The organism is Streptomyces sp. NPDC030143 (assembly GCF_055573695.1).
In genome coordinates this window covers 450,675-468,254 of the sequence record NZ_JBVIAY010000001.1, presented here as the reverse complement: position 1 = coordinate 468,254, position 17,580 = coordinate 450,675, and the positions used below count along the sequence as shown (strand labels likewise).

Genomic DNA, 17,580 nt, shown 5'->3' with positions numbered 1-17,580 from the left:
GCACCCGCACATCCCAGAAGCATCGACGCAGAAGATCCTGACACCGGGGTAATCCGTGAAAAAGCTCTCCGCACGACGACGCCATCCGCTGGCGGCGGTCGTCGTCCTACTCCTCGCGCTGGCGGCCACCGGGGGGCTGTACGCCACGTTCGCGCCCGCGAGCAAGGCGAAGGCAGACGAAACCGCCCAGTCCCTCGCCATCGAAGAGGGCAAGAAGCTCTACGCCGTCGGCTGCGCCAGCTGCCACGGCACCGGCGGTCAGGGCAGCTCCGACGGTCCGAGCCTGGTCGGCGTGGGCGCCGCGGCCGTGGACTTCCAGGTCGGCACCGGCCGTATGCCCGCGGCGACCTCCCAGGGCGCCCAGGTGCCGCGGAAGAAGGTCATCTACACGCAGGCGCAGATCGACCAGCTCGCCGCGTACATCTCCTCGCTCGGCGCCGGTCCGTCCATCCCGACCGAGGCCCAGTACGGCGCGGAGGGCGCGGACATCGCCAAGGGCGGTGACCTGTTCCGCACCAACTGCGCTCAGTGCCACAACTTCACCGGCAAGGGCGGCGCCCTGACCAGGGGCAAGTTCGCGCCGACCCTCGAGGACGTGGACCCCAAGCACATCTACGAGGCCATGCAGACCGGCCCGCAGAACATGCCCTCCTTCCCCGACACCACCCTGTCGGAGCAGAACAAGAAGGACATCATCGCGTACCTGAACGCGGTCAACGGCGAAGAGTCGGAGAGCTACGGCGGTCTCGAGCTGGGCGGCCTCGGGCCGGTCAGCGAGGGCCTGTTCGGCTGGATCTTCGGTCTCGGCGGACTGATCGCCGTCGCCGTGTGGGTTGCCGCCCGGACCGCAAAGGCCAAGAAGTCATGAGTAGCCAAGACATTCCAGAAGAGAACCTGCCCGCTGAGCAGGACCACGCGCACGGTGCGGTGGGCGTCGCGGACGAGAAGAACCCGTTCGCCGACCCCGGGCTGCCGCCCCACGAGCACCGCATGCAGGACGTCGACGAGCGGGCCGCCAAGCGGTCCGAGCGCACGGTCGCCCTCCTGTTCACCGTGTCGATGCTGGCCACCGTCGCCTTCATCGCCTCGTACGTGGCGATCCCGCACGACAAGATCGTCTACATCTTCCCGATCGGCCACATCAGCGCGCAGAACTTCGCCCTCGGTCTGACCCTGGGCCTGTCCCTGTTCAGCATCGGCGCGGCGGCGGTCCACTGGGCGCGCACCCTGATGTCCGACGTGGAGATCGCCGACGAGCGGCACGCGATCGAGGCGACGCCCGAGGTCAAGGCCAAGGTCATGGCCGACTTCAAGCAGGGCGCCAAGGAGTCCGTGATCGGCCGTCGCAAGCTGATCCGCACCACGATGTTCGGCGCGCTGGCGCTGTTCCCGCTCTCCGGCGTCGTCCTGCTGCGCGACCTCGGTCCGCTGCCCGAGGACAAGCTGCGTCACACGCTGTGGGCCAAGGGCAAGCTGCTCGTCAACGTGAACACCAACGAGCCGCTGCGTCCCTCGGACGTCGCGGTCGGCTCCCTCACCTTCGCCAAGCCGGAGGGCCTGGAGGAGCACGACCACGACTTCCAGACCGAGATCGCCAAGGCGGCCCTGATGATCGTCCGCATCCAGCCGGACGACATCAAGGACAAGCGCGAGCTCGAGTGGTCGCACGAGGGCATCGTGGCGTACTCGAAGATCTGCACCCACGTGGGCTGCCCGATCTCGCTGTACGAGCAGCAGACGCACCACGTGCTGTGCCCCTGCCACCAGTCCACCTTCGACCTCTCCGACGGTGCCCGAGTGATCTTCGGTCCCGCCGGCCACGCCCTGCCGCAGCTGCGCATCGGCGTGAACGACGAGGGCTACCTCGAGGCGCTCGGCGACTTCGAAGAGCCCGTCGGTCCTGCCTTCTGGGAGCGCGGATGAGTAACAACGACGACCGCCGCAAGGCACCCGCGGGCGAGCGGGTCGCCGACTGGGCCGACGGCCGGCTGGGGATCTACTCCCTGGCCAAGGCCAACATGCGCAAGATCTTCCCGGACCACTGGTCCTTCATGCTGGGCGAGATCTGCCTCTACAGCTTCATCATCATCATCCTCACGGGTGTGTACCTGACGCTGTTCTTCCACCCGTCGATGAACGAGGTGGAGTACCACGGCAGCTACGTCCCGCTCCAGGGCCAGCTGATGTCGGAGGCGTTCAGCTCCACGCTGCACATCTCCTTCGACGTCCGCGGCGGTCTGCTCATCCGGCAGATCCACCACTGGGCCGCGGTGATCTTCCTCGCCGGCATGTTCGTGCACATGATGCGCGTCTTCTTCACGGGCGCCTTCCGCAAGCCGCGCGAGATCAACTGGCTGTTCGGCTTCCTGCTGTTCGTCCTGGGCATGTTCACCGGGTTCACCGGCTACTCGCTCCCGGACGACCTGCTCTCCGGCACCGGTGTCCGCTTCACGCAGGGCGCGATCCTGTCCGTGCCGATCGTCGGCACGTACATCTCGATGTTCCTGTTCGGCGGCGAGTTCCCGGGCGGCGACTTCGTCGCGCGGTTCTACTCGATCCACATCCTGCTGCTGCCGGGCATCATGCTCGGTCTGGTGGTCGGCCACCTGATCCTGGTCTTCTACCACAAGCACACGCAGTTCCCGGGCCCCGGCCGGACCAACAAGAACGTCGTCGGCATGCCGCTGCTGCCGGTCTACATGGCCAAGGCCGGAGGCTTCTTCTTCCTGGTCTTCGGCTTCATCGCGGTCCTCGCCGGCATCGCGTCGATCAACCCGATCTGGGTGCTCGGCCCCTACCGCCCGGACCAGGTGTCCACCGGCGCCCAGCCCGACTGGTACATGGGCTTCGCCGAGGGTCTGATCCGCGCCATGCCGGGCTGGGAGATCAACTTCTGGGGCCACACGCTCGTCCTGGGCGTGTTCATCCCGCTGGTGCTCTTCGGCCTGTTCCTCGGTGTGATCGCGATGTACCCGTTCATCGAGTCGTGGATCACCGGCGACAAGCGCGAGCACCACATCCTGGACCGCCCGCGCAACGCCCCGACCCGTACGGCCTTCGGCGTCGCCTGGGTCACCGGCTACATGATCATGCTGATCGGCGGTGGCAACGACATCATCGCCACCCACTTCCACCTGTCGATCAACGCGGTCACCTGGTTCGTCCGGATCGGCTTCTTCGTCGGACCGGTCCTGGCCTTCATCGTCACCAAGCGGATCTGCCTCGGCCTCCAGCGCCGCGACAAGGACAAGGTGCTGCACGGTCGCGAGACCGGCACCATCAAGCGCCTGCCGCACGGTGAGTTCATCGAGGTCCACGAGCCGCTCAGCCAGGAGCAGCTGTACACGCTCACGGCGCACGAGCAGTACGCGCCGGCCGAGATCGGCCCGACGGTCGACGAGAACGGTGTCGAGCGCAAGGTGAAGCGTTCGGAGAAGGTCCGCGTCAAGCTGAGCAAGGCCTACTTCGGCGAGGAGAGCCAGATCCCCAAGCCCACCGTCGAGGAGTACAGGGAGATCACGAGCGGCCACGGCCACCACTGATCGCTGCGTCGCCACGCAACGGCCGAAGGGCCCCGTCCGGTGTTCGGACGGGGCCCTTCGCCGTGCCCCGGGGCTGGATAGGGTGGACCCGTTGAGACGCGTGTCCCGCACGGCGGGACCGGACTGACCCAGGAGCGGCTGATGAGCGCTGTGACCCCCGCTGGAGGCGACACCGCGGCGGGCCGTTCCTGGCCCGAGGTGCTGAACGCCCTGTTGGACGGCCGTGACCAGAGCGCCGACGCGACGGCCTGGGCGATGGACCGGATCATGCGGGGCGAGGCCACCGACGCGCAGATCGCCGGGTTCGTGGTGGCCCTGCGGGCCAAGGGCGAGACCGTCGCGGAGATCAACGGTCTCGTGCGGACGATGTACGAGCACGCCAACCTGATCGAGGTCTCGGGCCGCACGGTCGACATCGTCGGTACCGGCGGCGACGGCGCGAAGACGGTCAACATCTCCACGATGTCGGCGCTGGTCGTGGCCGGCACCGGCGCGAAGGTCGTCAAGCACGGCAACCGGGCGGCCTCGTCCGCGTCGGGCTCCTCGGACGTCCTGGAGAAGCTGGGCGTCAACCTGGACCTGACCCCGCAGCGGGTGGCCGAGGTGGCCGAGGAGGCGGGCATCACCTTCTGCTTCGCCGTCAAGTTCCACCCCGCGCTGCGTCACGCGGGCGCCGCCCGCGGCCAGTTGGGCATCCGCACGGTGTTCAACGCCCTCGGCCCGCTGACCAACCCGGCGAAGGTCCGCGCCCAGGCCGTCGGGGTCGCCGACCCGCGCATGGCGCCGATCATCGCGGGCGTCTTCGCCGAACGCGGCAACTCCTCCCTGGTGTTCCGCGGCGACGACGGTCTCGACGAGCTGACGACGACGTCCACCTCCCGCGTCTGGGTCGTGCGCGACGGAACGGTCGCCGAGGAGGCCTTCGACCCGCGGGACGTGGGGATCGAGCCGGTCCCGGTGGAGGCCTTGCGCGGCGGTGACCCGTCGTACAACGCCGAGATCGCCCGCCGTCTCCTGGACGGCGAGACGGGCCCGGTGCGCGACGCGGTGCTGCTGAACTCGGCGGCCGCCCTCGTCGCCCTGGACCCGACCGGGGACCCGCTCGCCGAGCAGCTGCGGGCCGGTATGGCGCGGGCCGCGGAGTCGGTCGACTCGGGCGCCGCCCGGCGGGTCCTGGAGCGGTGGGTGGCGGCCAGCAACGCGTAGTCCCGCCCGGGGTGCGGTCCCGCGATCCGGACAGGAGTTGCGGGACCGCGATCACCTGACGTACGTTTCCGAGCAGGTCATGAGTGACAGTCATGAGGCCCCGGCCGACTGTCCGGCAACCCTCCGTCCGTGGCGGGGTGCCCCGGGTGAAGACCAGGCCGTGGGCAGCGAGGTCCTCGGCAAGCGCGGACCCCTCCCGAAGCCAGGGGTCCTGGTCTCGAGGAGCCTTCCGTGAGCCGGCGAATGCGATAGGGCCGCAGAGCCCCGCCTCCGCACCCTCCTTTCTCCTTCCACCGTGCTCGAGCCGCGTCCGCTCGCACGGTGTCTCCGTCCTGCCTGTCACGGGAGTTTCGCCATGTCCGTCTCCACCGCTGCCGCCGTCCGTTCCGTCGGTGCCCCGCTGCCCGTCCTGGGGCGGGACGTCACCGTCCCGCTCGTCACGGGCGGCGAGGTCGCCTACGCCGCGCTCGACTACGCGGCCAGCGCCCCCGCCCTCCAGCGCGTCTGGGACGACGTGGCGGCCTACGCGCCGTACTACGGCAGCGTCCACCGCGGCGCCGGCTACCTCTCCCAGCTCTCCACGGACCTCTTCGAGAACGCGCGCCGGACGGTGGCGGAGTTCCTCGACTGCCGCGCCGACGACCAGCTGGTCTTCACCCGCTCGACGACGGACTCCCTCAACCTCCTCGCCCGGGCCCTCCCGGCCGGCTGCCGGGTCTTCGTCTTCGAGACCGAGCACCACGCCGCGCTGCTGCCCTGGCAGGACGCCCGGGTCACCTTCCTCGACGCCCCGCGCACCCCGCGCCAGGCCGTCGAGACCCTGGAGCGCGCCCTCGCCGACCGCACTGTGCCGATCGAGGGGGGCCACGGCCCGGCCCTGGTCTGCGTCACCGGCGCCTCCAACGTCACCGGCGAGCTGTGGCCGGTGCGGGAGCTGGCGGCGGTCGCGCACGCCCACGGCGCCAGGATCGTCCTGGACGCCGCCCAGCTGGCCCCCCACCACCCGGTGTCCGTCCGCGACCTCGACGTCGACTGGGTGGCCTTCTCCGGCCACAAGCTGTACGCCCCGTTCGGCTCCGGTGTCCTGGCCGGCCGCGCCGACTGGCTGCGCGCCGCCGAGCCGTACCTCGCGGGCGGCGGGGCCAGCCGCAAGGTCACGCGGCGCGAGGACGGGGGAGTGGACGTGGAGTGGCACGACAGCGCCGCGCGGCACGAGGCAGGCTCCCCGAACGTGATCGGCGCCTACTCCATCGCGTCGGCCTGCAAGGCCCTCACCGAGGCCGGTCTCGACACCCTGGTCGCTCGCGAGCGGTACCTGATCGCCAAGGTCCGCGAGGGCCTCGCCGAGGTGCCCGAGGTCCGCATCCTGTCCCTCTTCGGCGACGACGCCCCCCGGGTCGGCGTGATCTCCTTCGTCGTCGAGGGCTGGAACAGCTCGCACCTGGCCGCCGCGCTCTCCGCCGAGTACGGCATCGGCGTCCGCGACGGCCTCTTCTGCGCCCACCCCCTGGTCCGCACGCTGCTCGGCAGCGAACCCCGGAGCCAGGGCGAGTGCGGCGCCCCGGAGGCCGCCCCGGGCGAGCGGTCCCTGAACGCCGTCCGGGTCAGCTTCGGCGCCGGCACCCCCGACGAGCACGTGGAGCGTTTCGTCGACGCCGTGAAGGAGCTCGTGCGGGACGGTGCGAAGTGGCGCTACCGGACGGAGGACGGCCGCTGCGTCCCGGCGGTGTGAGGACCCCGCGCCTGAGGCGGTGGGCCACGGGGTCAGAGGCGCCTCGGGCGGTGCCCCGTGCGGTCAGGAGTCCAGCCCGATCGCGAACGCCGCCTCCAGGTCGTGCTGGGAGTAGGTGCGGAACGCCACGTGTGTGTCGGTGGCCTCGACGCCCGGGATCTTGCTGATCCGCCCGGGGATCACCTCGGCCAGGTCCTCGTGCCGGCGCACCCGCACCATCGCGATGAGGTCGTAGGTCCCGGTGACGGAGAAGACCTCGCTCACGCTCTCCAGCCCGGCGATCGACTCGGCGATCTCGGGGATCCGGTCCACGCTGGTCTTGATCAGGACGATCGCGGTGATCACGGCTGGTTCTCTCCCTCGGAGGCCGGAGCAGGGGCGGCCCTCACTCTAGTCGTCCCTCCGAAACGGGCCCACGCGTAGCCGAGGCCCAGGCCGAAGCCGATCAGGTGCGCCAGGTACGCCACACCCGGCCCCTGTCCGGCCCGGGCCGCCGCCAGCCACTGCAGCGCAGCCCAGAAGGGCAGGACCACCCAGGCCGGGAAGCGCAGCGGTAGGAAGAACAGGAACGGCAGGAGACTGGTCACGCGCGCCCGGGGAAACAGGAACAGGAACGCCCCGAGGACCGCCGAGATCGCCCCGGAGGCGCCGATCAGGGGCTGCCCGGAGTCGGCGTTGGCGGCGGCGTAGCCCAGCAGGGCCAGGCAGCCGCAGCCGAGGTGGAACAGCGTGAACCGGAGGTGGCCCATCCGGTGCTCGGTCATCGCCCCGAAGACGTAGAGGAAGAGCATGTTGCCCAGCAGGTGCACCCAGCTGCCGTGGACGAACAGGGCCGTCGCGGGGGTGAGGGCGGCACCCGGGGAGCCCTCGAACAGGTCGGCGGGGATCACCCCCCAGCGCCGGAAATAGGCCCGCTGGGCGGCCACGAGCGCCTCACCGGTGCCGTGGGCGGGGTTGAGCCCGGAGGCCGGGCCGATCGCGAAGACCAGACAGCACAGGCCGATCAGTGCGTACGTCACCGGTGCCGACGGCCGCCGGATCGCCCGGCCCACGGTCCCGTTCCTGTCGCCGATCATGGACACAGAGCATGACGTAACCGGACACACTCTGCCGGATCGCCTCGCCGCCATGGACGGGCGGGCGGCGAGTACCTGCCAGGCCGTAGGGTTACGAGCCACACAGACCGGGGAGCCTTGGGCGCGACCCGACGCCGGAAGAACGACACTGGAAGGAAGCGGACAGTCCATGACGGTTCCCCTGCCGACCGCCACGACACGGTGGCGCTGCACCCTCTGCGGCAACCTCACGCGGTTCGACGTGACGCGCTCGTCGAAGGTCGTCGAGTACGTCCACCTCGATCTCGCCGGAGAGCCGAAGGTCGAGGAGCGCGAGGTGGTCAGTGAGACCATCGAGTCGGTGCGGTGTCGTTGGTGCAACGCCGTGGACCAGGTGGAACTCGTGGACAGGCCGGGTGCCGGCTCCTGACGGGGAGCGGGCCCGCACAGCTAGTGGGGTGTGACGGATGGTGGAGACCACGGGCGGGGGGCCGGGCGACGGCGCCGCCGAGGTGCTCGACCGTCCGCTGCCCGACGGCGTGCGCCGCCGTGTGGTGCAGATCGTCTCGGACGGCTTCGGCGGTCTGACCGTCGGCGAACTTCCCGCGCAACTGCGCCAGTACGCCCGGTTCGCGCCGAACCGGCGGGCCAAGTTCGCGGGCAACGCGATGGCGGCCGCGCTGGAGACCGATCCGCTGTTCCGCCAGCGCATCGCCGAGAAGTTCAGAGAGGCCCAGCCGGAACTGGCCGGCGCCCTCGACTCCGGCTCGCCGCCCCCGGCCGCGGACCCGCTCGACGTGGCGGCCGCGGCCTACGTACTGCGGCCCACCTCCTGGACCAAGCTGGTGACCGCGGCCGGCGAGGAGGCGCAGCGGGCGGACGCCGAGCGCGCCGACGAGGAGAGCCGCGCGGAGCTGGAGCGGCTGCGCGAGCAGCTCTCCCAGGCCCGGGAGCAGACCCGGACCGAGACCGAACGGCTGCGCGCCGAGCTGGAATCGGCGAAGAGGGAAACCGAATCGCTGCACCGCAAACTGCGTTCCGCGCTCAGTGACGTCAAGCGCGGCGAGGCCGCGCTGCGCAAGATGCAGGGCGAGATCGAGACCGTACGCGCCGAAGGGCATGCGCAGGTGTCGGCCGCCGAGAGCGAGACGCGGCGGCTGAAGGCGCGTCTCGGCGAGGCGGAGGCGGCCCTGGAGGCGACCCGTCGGGCGGCCCGCGAGGGGCGCAGCGTCGAGGACATGCGGGTACGGCTGCTGCTGGACACCGTGCTGGACGCGGCCCAGGGGCTGCGCCGGGAGCTGGCGCTGCCGCCGGTGTCCGTGCGCCCGGCGGAGACCGTCGACGCGGTCGAGCCGGGCCGGATGACTCCGAAGGACATCGCGGCCCGCGCGCTGTCCGAGAACGATCCGGCGATCCTGGACCAGTTGCTCGCCCTGCCGCAGGCCCATCTCGTGGTCGACGGCTACAACGTCACCAAGACCGGCTATCCGCAGATGCCGCTCGAGCAGCAGCGGCTGCGGCTGCTCGGACAGCTCTCGCAACTCGCCGCGCAGACCGGCGCCGAGGTCACCTGTGTCTTCGACGGCGCCGAACTCGCCGCGCCGGTGCTGCTGGCGCCGCCGCGCGGAGTGCGGGTGCTGTTCTCCAAGCCGAGGGTCACCGCCGACGAGCTGATCCGCCAACTGGTGCGCGCCGAGCCGCCGGGCCGGCCCGTCATCGTCGTCTCGACCGACCGCGAGGTGGCCGACGGGGTCGCCAGGGCGGGGGCGCGTCCTGTCGCTTCTGCGGTACTCCTCAGGCGACTGACCTGAAGGTCAACATAGATGATTGAATGCCCGAATTGGCGGGATCGTCACGCAACGTAGCGTCAACCGCGCACTACCACACGTGAGTCGGGCGTAAAGAATGCGTTGCGGCACCGACTTTTTCGGTGCCAGGATTTGAACTGATCACAGGATGGTCACTAGGGTCTGCCATCGAACCTCCGGCCGAGTGATCACTCACAAGAAGGAGCTCGACCTCCGTGGCGTCCCACCGTCGACCCAAGCAGCCCAGTCGCGCACGTGTGACCGTGCTGACCACCGCGGCCGCCGCCGCCGTCGCTCTGAGCTCGCAGGCCGCCAACGCCGCTCCGAACGAGAAGCCCACCAAGGACGAGGTCAAGTCCAAGGTCGACAAGCTCTACGAGGAAGCCGAGCAGGCCACCGAGAAGTACAACGGGGCCAAGGAGAAGCAGGAGACCCTCCAGAAGGAGATCTCCACCATCCAGGACAACGTGGCCCGCGGCCAGGAAGAGCTCAACGGGCTGCGCGACAGCATCGGCCTGGCGGCCGCCGCCCAGTACCGCAGCGGCACCATCGACTCCTCCCTCCAGCTGTTCCTGTCCTCCAACCCGGACGACTACCTGGACAAGGCGTCCACCGCGGACCAGCTCAGCGCCCAGCAGGTCGAGTCGCTGAAGAAGATCCAGGAGAAGCAGCGCGAGCTCGCCCAGGACCGCTCCGAGGCCTCCGCCAAGCTCAAGGACCTGGCCTCCACCCGCACCGAACTGGGCAAGAAGAAGAAGGAAGTCCAGGCCAAGCTCGCCGAGGCGCAGAAGCTCCTCAACACGCTGACGGCCAAGGAGAAGGCCGACCTGGCCGCCGCCGACGCCCGCGCCAGCCGGGACGCCGGCGAGCGCGTCGACCTCGGCAACACCGCGCCCGCCTCCGGCCGCGCGCTCGCCGCCTTCCAGGCCGCCCAGGGCAAGATCGGCTCGCCGTACGTCTACGGCGCCGCCGGCCCCAACTCCTTCGACTGCTCGGGCCTGACCTCCTGGGCCTTCGCCCAGGCCGGCGTGAAGATCCCGCGGATCTCCCAGGACCAGGCCAACGCGGGCACCCGCATCTACTCGCAGGCCGACCTCAAGGTGGGCGACCTGGTCATCTTCTACGGCGACCTGCACCACGTCGGCTTCTACGCCGGCAACGGCCAGGTGCTGCACGCTCCGCGCACCGGCACGGTCGTGCGCTACGAGTCGATCAACAACATGCCGTTCCAGTTCGGCGTCCGGATCTGAGCACGCTCGAGATCGCGACACCACACCGCCCGAACGGGCGAATCGCCACGACGTGAACTGACCCCGCGCCCCGCCCATGACCTGCGTCTGAGGCGGGGCGTCACGTTGTGTGTCCGCCGAGGTCTTTGGAGGGCCCCCTGTCGCGGGGCTACTGTCTGCCGCGTTTCCTCGTCCGCCAGTGGAAGGAGCGCGGCTTTCCGTGGGGTCCCATCGCCGCCTTGCACCGTCCGGTTTCGACCGTGGCGCCCTGTGCGTCCTGTCCGCCGCGGCCGCCCTCCTCGGCGCCGTGTCCGCCGCCGCACCTGTCCAGGCCGCGCCGCAGGAGGACACCCGGGCCGAGGTGGACCGCCTCTACGAGGAGGCCGAGAAGGCCACCGAGGCCTACAACGAGGCCGGTGAGAAGGCCGGCACACTGCGCCGGCAGGTCGGTGACGCGCAGGACCGGATCGCCCGCAGCCAGAAGCACATCAACGACCTGCGCGGGCAACTCGGCGCGCTGGCCGGCGCGCAGTACCGTTCCGGCGGCCTGGATCCGGCACTGGCCCTGCTGTTCTCCGACGACCCCGACGACTACCTCGACAAGGCCTCGGTCCTCGACCGCATCACCCACCACCAGGCCGTCGAACTGAAGGACCTTCAGGACGCGATGCGCTCCCTGGCCCAGGAGCGCGTCGAGGCCAGGCGCAGGCTGGGCGAGCTGGAGAAGAGTCGGCAGGCCGTCGCACGGCACAAGAGGACCGTCGAGCAGAAGCTCACCCGGGCCCGGCAGTTGCTGAACTCGCTGACGGCCGCGGAGCGCGCCGCCTACGAACGGGCCTCGCGCTCCGGCCGCACCGACCTGCCCGGCCCCGGCGCCGTCCCCGTTTCCGGCCGTGCGGCCGCCGCCGTGGCCGCCGCCCGCGCCGCGCTCGGCAAGCCCTACGTCTGGGGCGCCAACGGCCCCACCGGGTTCGACTGTTCGGGCCTGATGCAGTGGTCGTACGCGCAGGCCGGGATCTCCCTGCCGCGCACCTCGCAGGCCCAGGCGCACGCCGGCCGGCGGGTCCCGCTCTCCCAGGCGCGGCCCGGCGACCTCGTCACCTACCGCTCGGACGCCAGCCACGTCGGCATGTACGTCGGCGACGGCAAGGTCATCCACGCCCCCTACCCGGGCGCGCCGGTGCGCTACGACCCGGTCGGGATGATGCCGGTGTCGGCGGTGACCAGACCCTGAGCCGACCGGGTTCCGGTCCGGGCGGGGCACCGTACGATCGGGAGGATGGGCGGTCGAGGGCGGGTGCGCGGATCCGGGGTCGTGCGGTCCTGTCTGCTGCTCTCGCTGCTGTCGGTGTCGCTGGTGGGCTGCGGCGGGCGGCCTGGCGTCGACAGCGCCCGGGCCGAGGTGCAGGCGGTGCTCGACCGGCGGGCGGCCGCCGTCCTCGCCCACGACGAGCACGCCTACGCCGCCACCGGCAGCCCCGCCGGCTACGCCCGGCTGCGGGCCGTTCCGCTGGCCGCCTGGTCCTACCGGGTGACCGCCGTCCACCGCGACGCGGGCACCGCCACGGCCGACGCCGACCTCAGCTACCGCATCGAGGGCCACGACCGGGCCCCGGTGACCACGGGCCGCGCCCTGCGCCTGACCCAGGACGCGGACGGTACGTGGTCGGTGCTCTCGGAGGGGCCCGCGAAGAGGGCCGCCGTCCAGTTGTGGGACCAGGGCGCGGTGACCGTCGTGCGGGGCGCCCGCAGTCTGGTCCTCGGGGTGGGCCAGTCCGGCGAGCGGCTGCGGACGTACGCCGGGCTCGCCGACCGCGCCGTCCCGGCGGTCTCCGAGGCGTGGGGCACGGACTGGGCGCAGAGCGTCGTCGTCCTCGTCCCGCGGTCGCTGGACGGCATGGCGGCGCTGCTCGGCTCGCCCGCCTCCTCCTACCGGGGCATCGCCGCGGTCACCACGGGCGAGACGGGCGGCGCGCCCGAGACGCCCGCGGACCGCGTCATCGTCAACCCGGACGCGTACGGCCTGCTCGGCCCGCTGGGGCAGCAGGTGGTGCTCACCCACGAGACCACGCACGTCGCCACCCGCGCTCACACCAACGGCGCCACTCCGCTGTGGCTGTCGGAGGGCTACGCCGACTGGGTCGGCTACCGCGGCTCCGGGCGCACACCGGACGAGGTGGCCCCCGAGCTGGGCAGGGCCGTCGCCGGCGGACGGGTGCCCGCGACGCTCCCCACGGACGACGACTTCGGCTTCGGCGGGGACGCGACGCGGCTGGCGCGGGCCTACGAGGGCGGCTGGACGGCCTGCCGGATGATCGCCGAGCGGTGGGGCGAGGAGCGGCTGGGGGCGTTCTACCGCGCTGTGGGCGAGCACGGGAGGCGGGACGGGGCGGTCGAGGACGCGCTGAGGAGCGAGCTGGGCACGACCCTGGAGACCTTCACCGCCGACTGGCGGGCCTACCTCACGGCGCGGCTCGGCTGAGCCCCTCGCTCTCCTCCAGGAGGGCGACGGCCTCGGTCAGCCAGGCCAGCTCCGCCGTGGTCGTGGCCCGGGCCACGCGGAGCATGCCCTGGCGGAAGAGGTCCCCGGCCTCTTCCGCGCGGACGGGCTTCGCGCCGTCGTAGAAGAAGCTCGACGGGGTCCGCAGGAAGTCCAGGCGGCGGCGGAGCACGGCCGCCTGCTCGTGCCGGTCGGGCAGGTGGCGCAGGAAGGCGAGGACGGTGTTGAAGCGGACCTGGTCCGTGATCTCGGCCTGTTTGGGCCGGCGCAGCCGCTCCAGCAGGTCCTCGCGGCCCGCGTCGGTCAGGGACAGGACGCGGCGGGGTGCCGCGCCGGTGCCGGGCTCGGTGTGCTGGTCGAGCTTCCCGGCCGTGACCAGGCGGGTGATCGCCGGGTAGAGGGCACCGTCGCTGACCGGGCGGACGTGGCCGCTCAGCGCCTTGATGCGCTCCTTGAGCTCGTAGCCGTGCAGCGGTTGCTCGGCGAGGAAGCCGAGGATCGACAGTTCCAGCATCGGCGGGCTCCTCCTTGCAGGGGCCGGGGCTGCCATGCTACCTCTTGTCGAGCTATCTCGATCCGAGGTAGCTCTTTTAGAGGGGGACTGATCCGTGAACGCTCACCGCAGCCGGCTGACAGCCCTCGCCGGCCCCGTCTACCTCTCGCTCCTGGCCTCCGTCGCCTCCGGGCTCATCACCACCCTCTGGGTCTCCCGGCTCGGCGGCCCGGCGGTCGCCGCCGTCGCGGTCGCCACCAACACCGAGAACGTGCTGCTCGGCGTGGCGCTGGTCTTCTCCTCCGGTACGACCGTCCTGGTGGCGCACGCCCGCGGCGCCCGTGATCCGGCGGCGGTGCGGGCGGCCGTCCGGGGTGGCTGGGCGCTGTGCGCGCTGGTCACCCCGGTGGTCGCGGTGGGCGGGTTCCTGCTGCGCGAGCCACTGGCCCGGCTGGTCCTCGGCGGCGACGGCCCCGCCCTGCCCCTCGCCGTCGCCTACTTCGCGATCTCCCTGCCGGGCATGGCCGTCTTCTTCGCGCAGAACCTCGTCGACGGCCTCCTCAAGGGCACCGGCGACACCCGCACCCCCCTGCGGCTGGCGCTCCTCACCAACGCCCTGATCCTCGTCCTCGACCCCTTCCTCATCCACCGGTACGGCGTCCGGGGGGCCGCCGCCACCACGGTGCTGTGCCGGGGCGCCGCCCTCGGGGCCGGGCTGCTCGCGCTGCGCCGCAACACCCTGCTGCGGTCGGCCGCCCGCGTCCCGCACGGCGGAGCCGCGCTGCGGCGGACCCTGAGGACCGGGCTGCCGATGTCCCTGGACTTCACCGTGCGGCAGACCGGGGCGCTCGCGCTGGTCGCGGTGGTGGCACGGCTCGGGGTGACGGCCGTCGCCGCGTACGCGATCGCCTACAAGGTCCTGTACGTGGCGACGATGGCCTTCTACGCGGTGCGCCAGGCCGCCTCCATCCACACCGCGCACACCCGCGGCGCCGGACGGGACGAGCGGCGCGCCATCGGCCGGCAGGCGCTGCTGGTGTCGGGGACGGTCGGGCTGGTCGCGGCCGTGCTCGCGGCCGTCCTCGCCCCCTGGATCATGGCCGCCTTCGGGGCGGGGCCCGCCGTGGCCCGGGAGGGCGCGCTGTTCCTGCGCTGCGTCGGGCCGTACCTGCTGCTGACGGCGGGGTTCATCGCCCTCGGCGGGGTCTTCGAGGGCAGCGGGGGAGCGCCGGTGCTGCTGAGGGTGACCCTGCTCGGCACGGCCGTCCAACTGCCCCTCGCCCACGGGCTGTCGGGGCTGGGCCTGCCGGGGGTGGCCCTGGCGCTGGCGCTGACGATGGGGGTGCAGTGCGCGCTATTGGCGTTGTCGCTGCGGCGGACGTGGGCTCGGGGGTCCCTGCACTGTGCCCGCCTGGGCCGCGCGGCCTGATCAGGCGCGCACAGTGCAAGGACCCCTCAGGAGGACACCCGGGTCCGCCTGGCGCGGGCGGCCTGACCTCGCGCGCACGGGCCGGGGCCGGCCTCCCGGACCGTCCCACGCCACAGGCGTACGGCCGCCGTCAGCGCCGCGGCCACCAGCAGGCCGTTGCGCAGGAACAGCAGGGTGACGCCCACGGGGTCGCTCGCGACGACCCGGTCGAACCAGATCGGGAACTCCAGGACCGTCAGCCCGCACGCGGCCAGGACCAGCGCGGCGGGCGGGCCCATCCGGGTGGTGCGACGGCACAGGCAGACCGCCGCCAGGCCGACCAGCCACACCAGGTACTGCGGGCTGATCACCCGGCTGGTGGCGGTGAAGAGCAGTACCGCCGTGAACGCGGCCTCGGTCAGGGTGTGCGCGGCGAGCCGCCCCGCCCGCAGCCGCCACAGCACCAGCCAGCCGAGGGCGAGCGCGCTCAGCCCCAGGGCCGCGGCGCTCACCACGTCCACCCCCGGGCCGAGGAACTCCACCGAGCCGTAGCGCAGCTGCACCTCGCCCCGCCAGCCGAAGTGCCGGGCCACGTGCAGGACCAGGGCGCCCAGCGACTCCACCTCGGTGCCGCGCCCGCGCTGGGAGGCGACGAAGGCGAACGCGCCGGGCATCGCCCCCGCGCACAGTGCCGAGAGCCCGACGACCGTCACGGCCGCCGCCGCCCACGCCCGGCGTCGTACGGCGCCGACCAGCAGCAGCGCCGGCCACACCTTCAGCAGCGCCCCGAAGCCGGTCAGCGCCCCCATCACCCGCGGCCGCCGGGCGCCAGCGAGCAGCGCACCCACCGCGACCGCGGTCACCATCACGTCGTAGCGGGCGTACACCGTCGGGCCGAGCAGCGGCACGCCGGCCGCCCACACCCAGGTCCCGCGCCGCGACCGGCCGGGGCGCAGGCCCGTGGCCAGCAGCAGGGCGAGGACGGCGAAGTCGGCGAGGAAGGCCAGGACGAAGAAGGCGCGGGCGTAGTCGAGGAACGGCAGCAGCGCGGGGGAGAGCACCGCGAGGGCGGCGGCCGGCGGGTACTGCCAGGTCACGTCGTCCTGCGGGAAGTCCCCGGAGCGCAGCACGTCGTACCAGCCCCGGTAGATCACCGACACGTCGCTCGTGACGTCCGGGCCCGGGAGGTGGACCACCCCGAACACGCACAGCAGGAGCAGCAGCCGGGTCGCGCCCCAGGTGCCCAGCAGGCCGGTGAGGGGGGTGCCGGTGTCCGTCGTCCGCACGGCCCCATGATGGCCCGCAGGGCCGTGCGCGAGCCGTGAGGCACGGCCGGGCGAAGCCGGGGAAGCGGTTTGGATAGGGTCGGCCGCGATGCACAAGACCCTGATCGTGACCAACGACTTCCCGCCCCGTCCGGGGGGCATCCAGGCGTTCCTGCACAACATGGCGCTCCGGCTCGACCCCGAGCGGGTCGTCGTCTACGCGTCCACCTGGAAGCGGAGCCGGGAGGGTGTCGAGGCGACGGCCGCCTTCGACGCCGAGCAGCCCTTCACCGTCGTACGCGACCGCACGACGATGCTGCTGCCCACGCCGGGCGCGACCCGGCGGGCCGTCGGTCTGCTGCGCGAGCACGGCTGCACGTCCGTGTGGTTCGGGGCGGCCGCGCCGCTCGGGCTGATGGCGCCCGCACTGCGCAGGGCCGGCGCCGAGCGGCTGGTGGCCACCACCCACGGTCACGAGGCGGGCTGGGCCCAGCTCCCCGCCGCCCGGCAGCTGCTGGGGCGGATCGGCGAGAGCACCGACACGATGACCTACCTCGGCGAGTACACCCGCTCGCGGATCGCGACCGCGCTGAGCCCCGGGGCGGCCGGGCGGATGGTGCAGCTGCCGCCGGGCGTCGACGAGAAGACCTTCCACCCGGGTTCGGGGGGTGACCAGGTGCGGGAGCGGCTCGGGCTGACCGACCGGCCGGTGGTGGTCTGCGTCTCGCGGCTCGTGCCGCGCAAGGGCCAGGACACCCTGATCAGGGCCCTGCCCCGGATCCTCGCCGCCGAGCCGGACGCCGTGCTGCTGATCGTCGGCGGCGGACCGTACGAGCGGGACCTGCGCCGGCTGGCCCACGACAGGGGGGTCGCGGCCTCCGTGCGCTTCACCGGGTCCGTGCCCTGGTCCGAGCTGCCCGCGCACTACGGCGCCGGGGACGTCTTCGCCATGCCGTGCCGCACCCGGCGGGGCGGACTGGACGTCGAGGGGCTCGGGATCGTCTACCTGGAGGCCTCCGCCACCGGCCTGCCCGTGGTCGCGGGCGACTCCGGCGGCGCCCCCGACGCCGTGCTCGACGGCGAGACCGGCTGGGTCGTACCCGGGGGCTCGCCCGCCGAGGCCGCCGAACGCATCGTCGCCCTCCTCGGGGACGCCGAGCTGCGCCGCCGGATGGGGGAGCGGGGGCGGCGGTGGGTGGAGGAGAAGTGGCGCTGGGACCTGCTGGCGGAGAAGCTCACGTCCCTCCTGTAAGGGGTCCTTGCACCTCTCGTACGGGAACAAGGGAAACCGGTGGACATTTCCCGTCGTACGCCCTGGTGGGTACGGGAAAATCCGCCCATG

The 17,580-nt window shown here is 72.2% G+C and carries 16 protein-coding genes and 1 riboswitch; of the genes, 12 read left to right on the top strand and 4 right to left on the bottom strand.

Annotated features, from left to right (window positions below; translation table 11 throughout):
• Nucleotides 1-55: 55 nt before the first annotated feature.
• From qcrC to ACZ4YY_RS02050, 5 genes are all read left to right on the top strand, one after another.
• On the top strand, nucleotides 56-868 hold the full coding sequence (gene qcrC, locus ACZ4YY_RS02070) for a cytochrome bc1 complex diheme cytochrome c subunit (RefSeq protein WP_468282577.1): 813 nt from the start codon (nucleotides 56-58) through the stop codon (nucleotides 866-868).
• The gene (gene qcrA, locus ACZ4YY_RS02065; RefSeq protein ID WP_468282575.1) at nucleotides 865-1,923 is read left to right on the top strand and encodes a cytochrome bc1 complex Rieske iron-sulfur subunit; all 1,059 of its coding nucleotides are present in this window, start codon (nucleotides 865-867) and stop codon (nucleotides 1,921-1,923) included. The genes qcrC and qcrA overlap by 4 nt, the downstream gene beginning before the upstream one ends.
• Entirely contained in the window at nucleotides 1,920-3,542 is a 1,623-nt protein-coding gene (qcrB, locus tag ACZ4YY_RS02060; RefSeq protein ID WP_468282572.1) for a cytochrome bc1 complex cytochrome b subunit, read from the top strand. Before qcrA ends, qcrB begins: the two co-directional genes overlap by 4 nt.
• A 141-nt stretch (nucleotides 3,543-3,683) precedes the next feature.
• Nucleotides 3,684-4,748, top strand: coding sequence for an anthranilate phosphoribosyltransferase (trpD, locus tag ACZ4YY_RS02055; protein ID WP_468282570.1), 1,065 nt, complete (start codon nucleotides 3,684-3,686; stop codon nucleotides 4,746-4,748).
• A 75-nt stretch (nucleotides 4,749-4,823) separates the two neighbouring features.
• Nucleotides 4,824-4,940: riboswitch (SAM riboswitch) on the top strand.
• Nucleotides 4,941-5,103: 163 nt separating this feature from the next.
• The gene (locus tag ACZ4YY_RS02050; protein ID WP_468282567.1) at nucleotides 5,104-6,480 is read left to right on the top strand and encodes an aminotransferase class V-fold PLP-dependent enzyme; all 1,377 of its coding nucleotides are present in this window, start codon (nucleotides 5,104-5,106) and stop codon (nucleotides 6,478-6,480) included.
• Nucleotides 6,481-6,543: 63 nt separating this feature from the next.
• On the opposite strand, the gene ACZ4YY_RS02045 is transcribed toward ACZ4YY_RS02050, so the two are convergent.
• Both ACZ4YY_RS02045 and ACZ4YY_RS02040 read right to left on the bottom strand, forming a co-directional pair.
• Nucleotides 6,544-6,825: an Lrp/AsnC family transcriptional regulator gene (locus ACZ4YY_RS02045; protein WP_468282564.1), complete on the bottom strand. Its 282-nt coding sequence runs from the start codon at nucleotides 6,823-6,825 to the stop codon at nucleotides 6,544-6,546.
• Nucleotides 6,822-7,556: a rhomboid family intramembrane serine protease gene (locus ACZ4YY_RS02040; RefSeq protein WP_468282561.1), complete on the bottom strand. Its 735-nt coding sequence runs from the start codon at nucleotides 7,554-7,556 to the stop codon at nucleotides 6,822-6,824. Before ACZ4YY_RS02040 ends, ACZ4YY_RS02045 begins: the two co-directional genes overlap by 4 nt.
• Before the next feature lie 169 nt (nucleotides 7,557-7,725).
• Here ACZ4YY_RS02040 and ACZ4YY_RS02035 point away from each other — a divergent pair, with 169 nt between their 5' ends.
• From ACZ4YY_RS02035 to ACZ4YY_RS02015, 5 genes are all read left to right on the top strand, one after another.
• The gene (locus ACZ4YY_RS02035) at nucleotides 7,726-7,965 is read left to right on the top strand and encodes a hypothetical protein (protein WP_055541554.1); all 240 of its coding nucleotides are present in this window, start codon (nucleotides 7,726-7,728) and stop codon (nucleotides 7,963-7,965) included.
• Between the two features lie 37 nt (nucleotides 7,966-8,002).
• Nucleotides 8,003-9,346, top strand: coding sequence for an NYN domain-containing protein (locus tag ACZ4YY_RS02030; protein ID WP_468282558.1), 1,344 nt, complete (start codon nucleotides 8,003-8,005; stop codon nucleotides 9,344-9,346).
• A 212-nt stretch (nucleotides 9,347-9,558) separates the two neighbouring features.
• Nucleotides 9,559-10,593: a C40 family peptidase gene (locus ACZ4YY_RS02025; protein WP_468282555.1), complete on the top strand. Its 1,035-nt coding sequence runs from the start codon at nucleotides 9,559-9,561 to the stop codon at nucleotides 10,591-10,593.
• 199 nt (nucleotides 10,594-10,792) lie between these two features.
• On the top strand, nucleotides 10,793-11,806 hold the full coding sequence (locus tag ACZ4YY_RS02020) for a C40 family peptidase (RefSeq protein WP_468282552.1): 1,014 nt from the start codon (nucleotides 10,793-10,795) through the stop codon (nucleotides 11,804-11,806).
• Between the two features lie 45 nt (nucleotides 11,807-11,851).
• Nucleotides 11,852-13,054: a hypothetical protein gene (locus ACZ4YY_RS02015; protein ID WP_468282549.1), complete on the top strand. Its 1,203-nt coding sequence runs from the start codon at nucleotides 11,852-11,854 to the stop codon at nucleotides 13,052-13,054.
• Here ACZ4YY_RS02015 and ACZ4YY_RS02010 read toward each other — a convergent pair.
• Entirely contained in the window at nucleotides 13,035-13,586 is a 552-nt protein-coding gene (locus tag ACZ4YY_RS02010; RefSeq protein WP_468282546.1) for a PadR family transcriptional regulator, read from the bottom strand. The genes ACZ4YY_RS02015 and ACZ4YY_RS02010 overlap by 20 nt on opposite strands.
• 94 nt (nucleotides 13,587-13,680) lie before the next feature.
• Here ACZ4YY_RS02010 and ACZ4YY_RS02005 point away from each other — a divergent pair, with 94 nt between their 5' ends.
• Complete coding sequence (locus ACZ4YY_RS02005; protein ID WP_468282543.1) at nucleotides 13,681-14,994, top strand: MATE family efflux transporter; 1,314 nt, start codon at nucleotides 13,681-13,683, stop codon at nucleotides 14,992-14,994.
• Between the two features lie 26 nt (nucleotides 14,995-15,020).
• On the opposite strand, the gene ACZ4YY_RS02000 is transcribed toward ACZ4YY_RS02005, so the two are convergent.
• Nucleotides 15,021-16,259 carry a glycosyltransferase 87 family protein gene (locus ACZ4YY_RS02000; RefSeq protein WP_468282540.1) on the bottom strand — a complete coding sequence of 413 codons (1,239 nt, stop codon included), beginning with the start codon at nucleotides 16,257-16,259 and terminating at the stop codon, nucleotides 15,021-15,023.
• 88 nt (nucleotides 16,260-16,347) lie between these two features.
• Between ACZ4YY_RS02000 and ACZ4YY_RS01995 the strand changes: the two genes are divergently transcribed.
• Nucleotides 16,348-17,490, top strand: coding sequence for a glycosyltransferase family 4 protein (locus ACZ4YY_RS01995; protein WP_468282537.1), 1,143 nt, complete (start codon nucleotides 16,348-16,350; stop codon nucleotides 17,488-17,490).
• Nucleotides 17,491-17,580 lie beyond the last annotated feature (90 nt).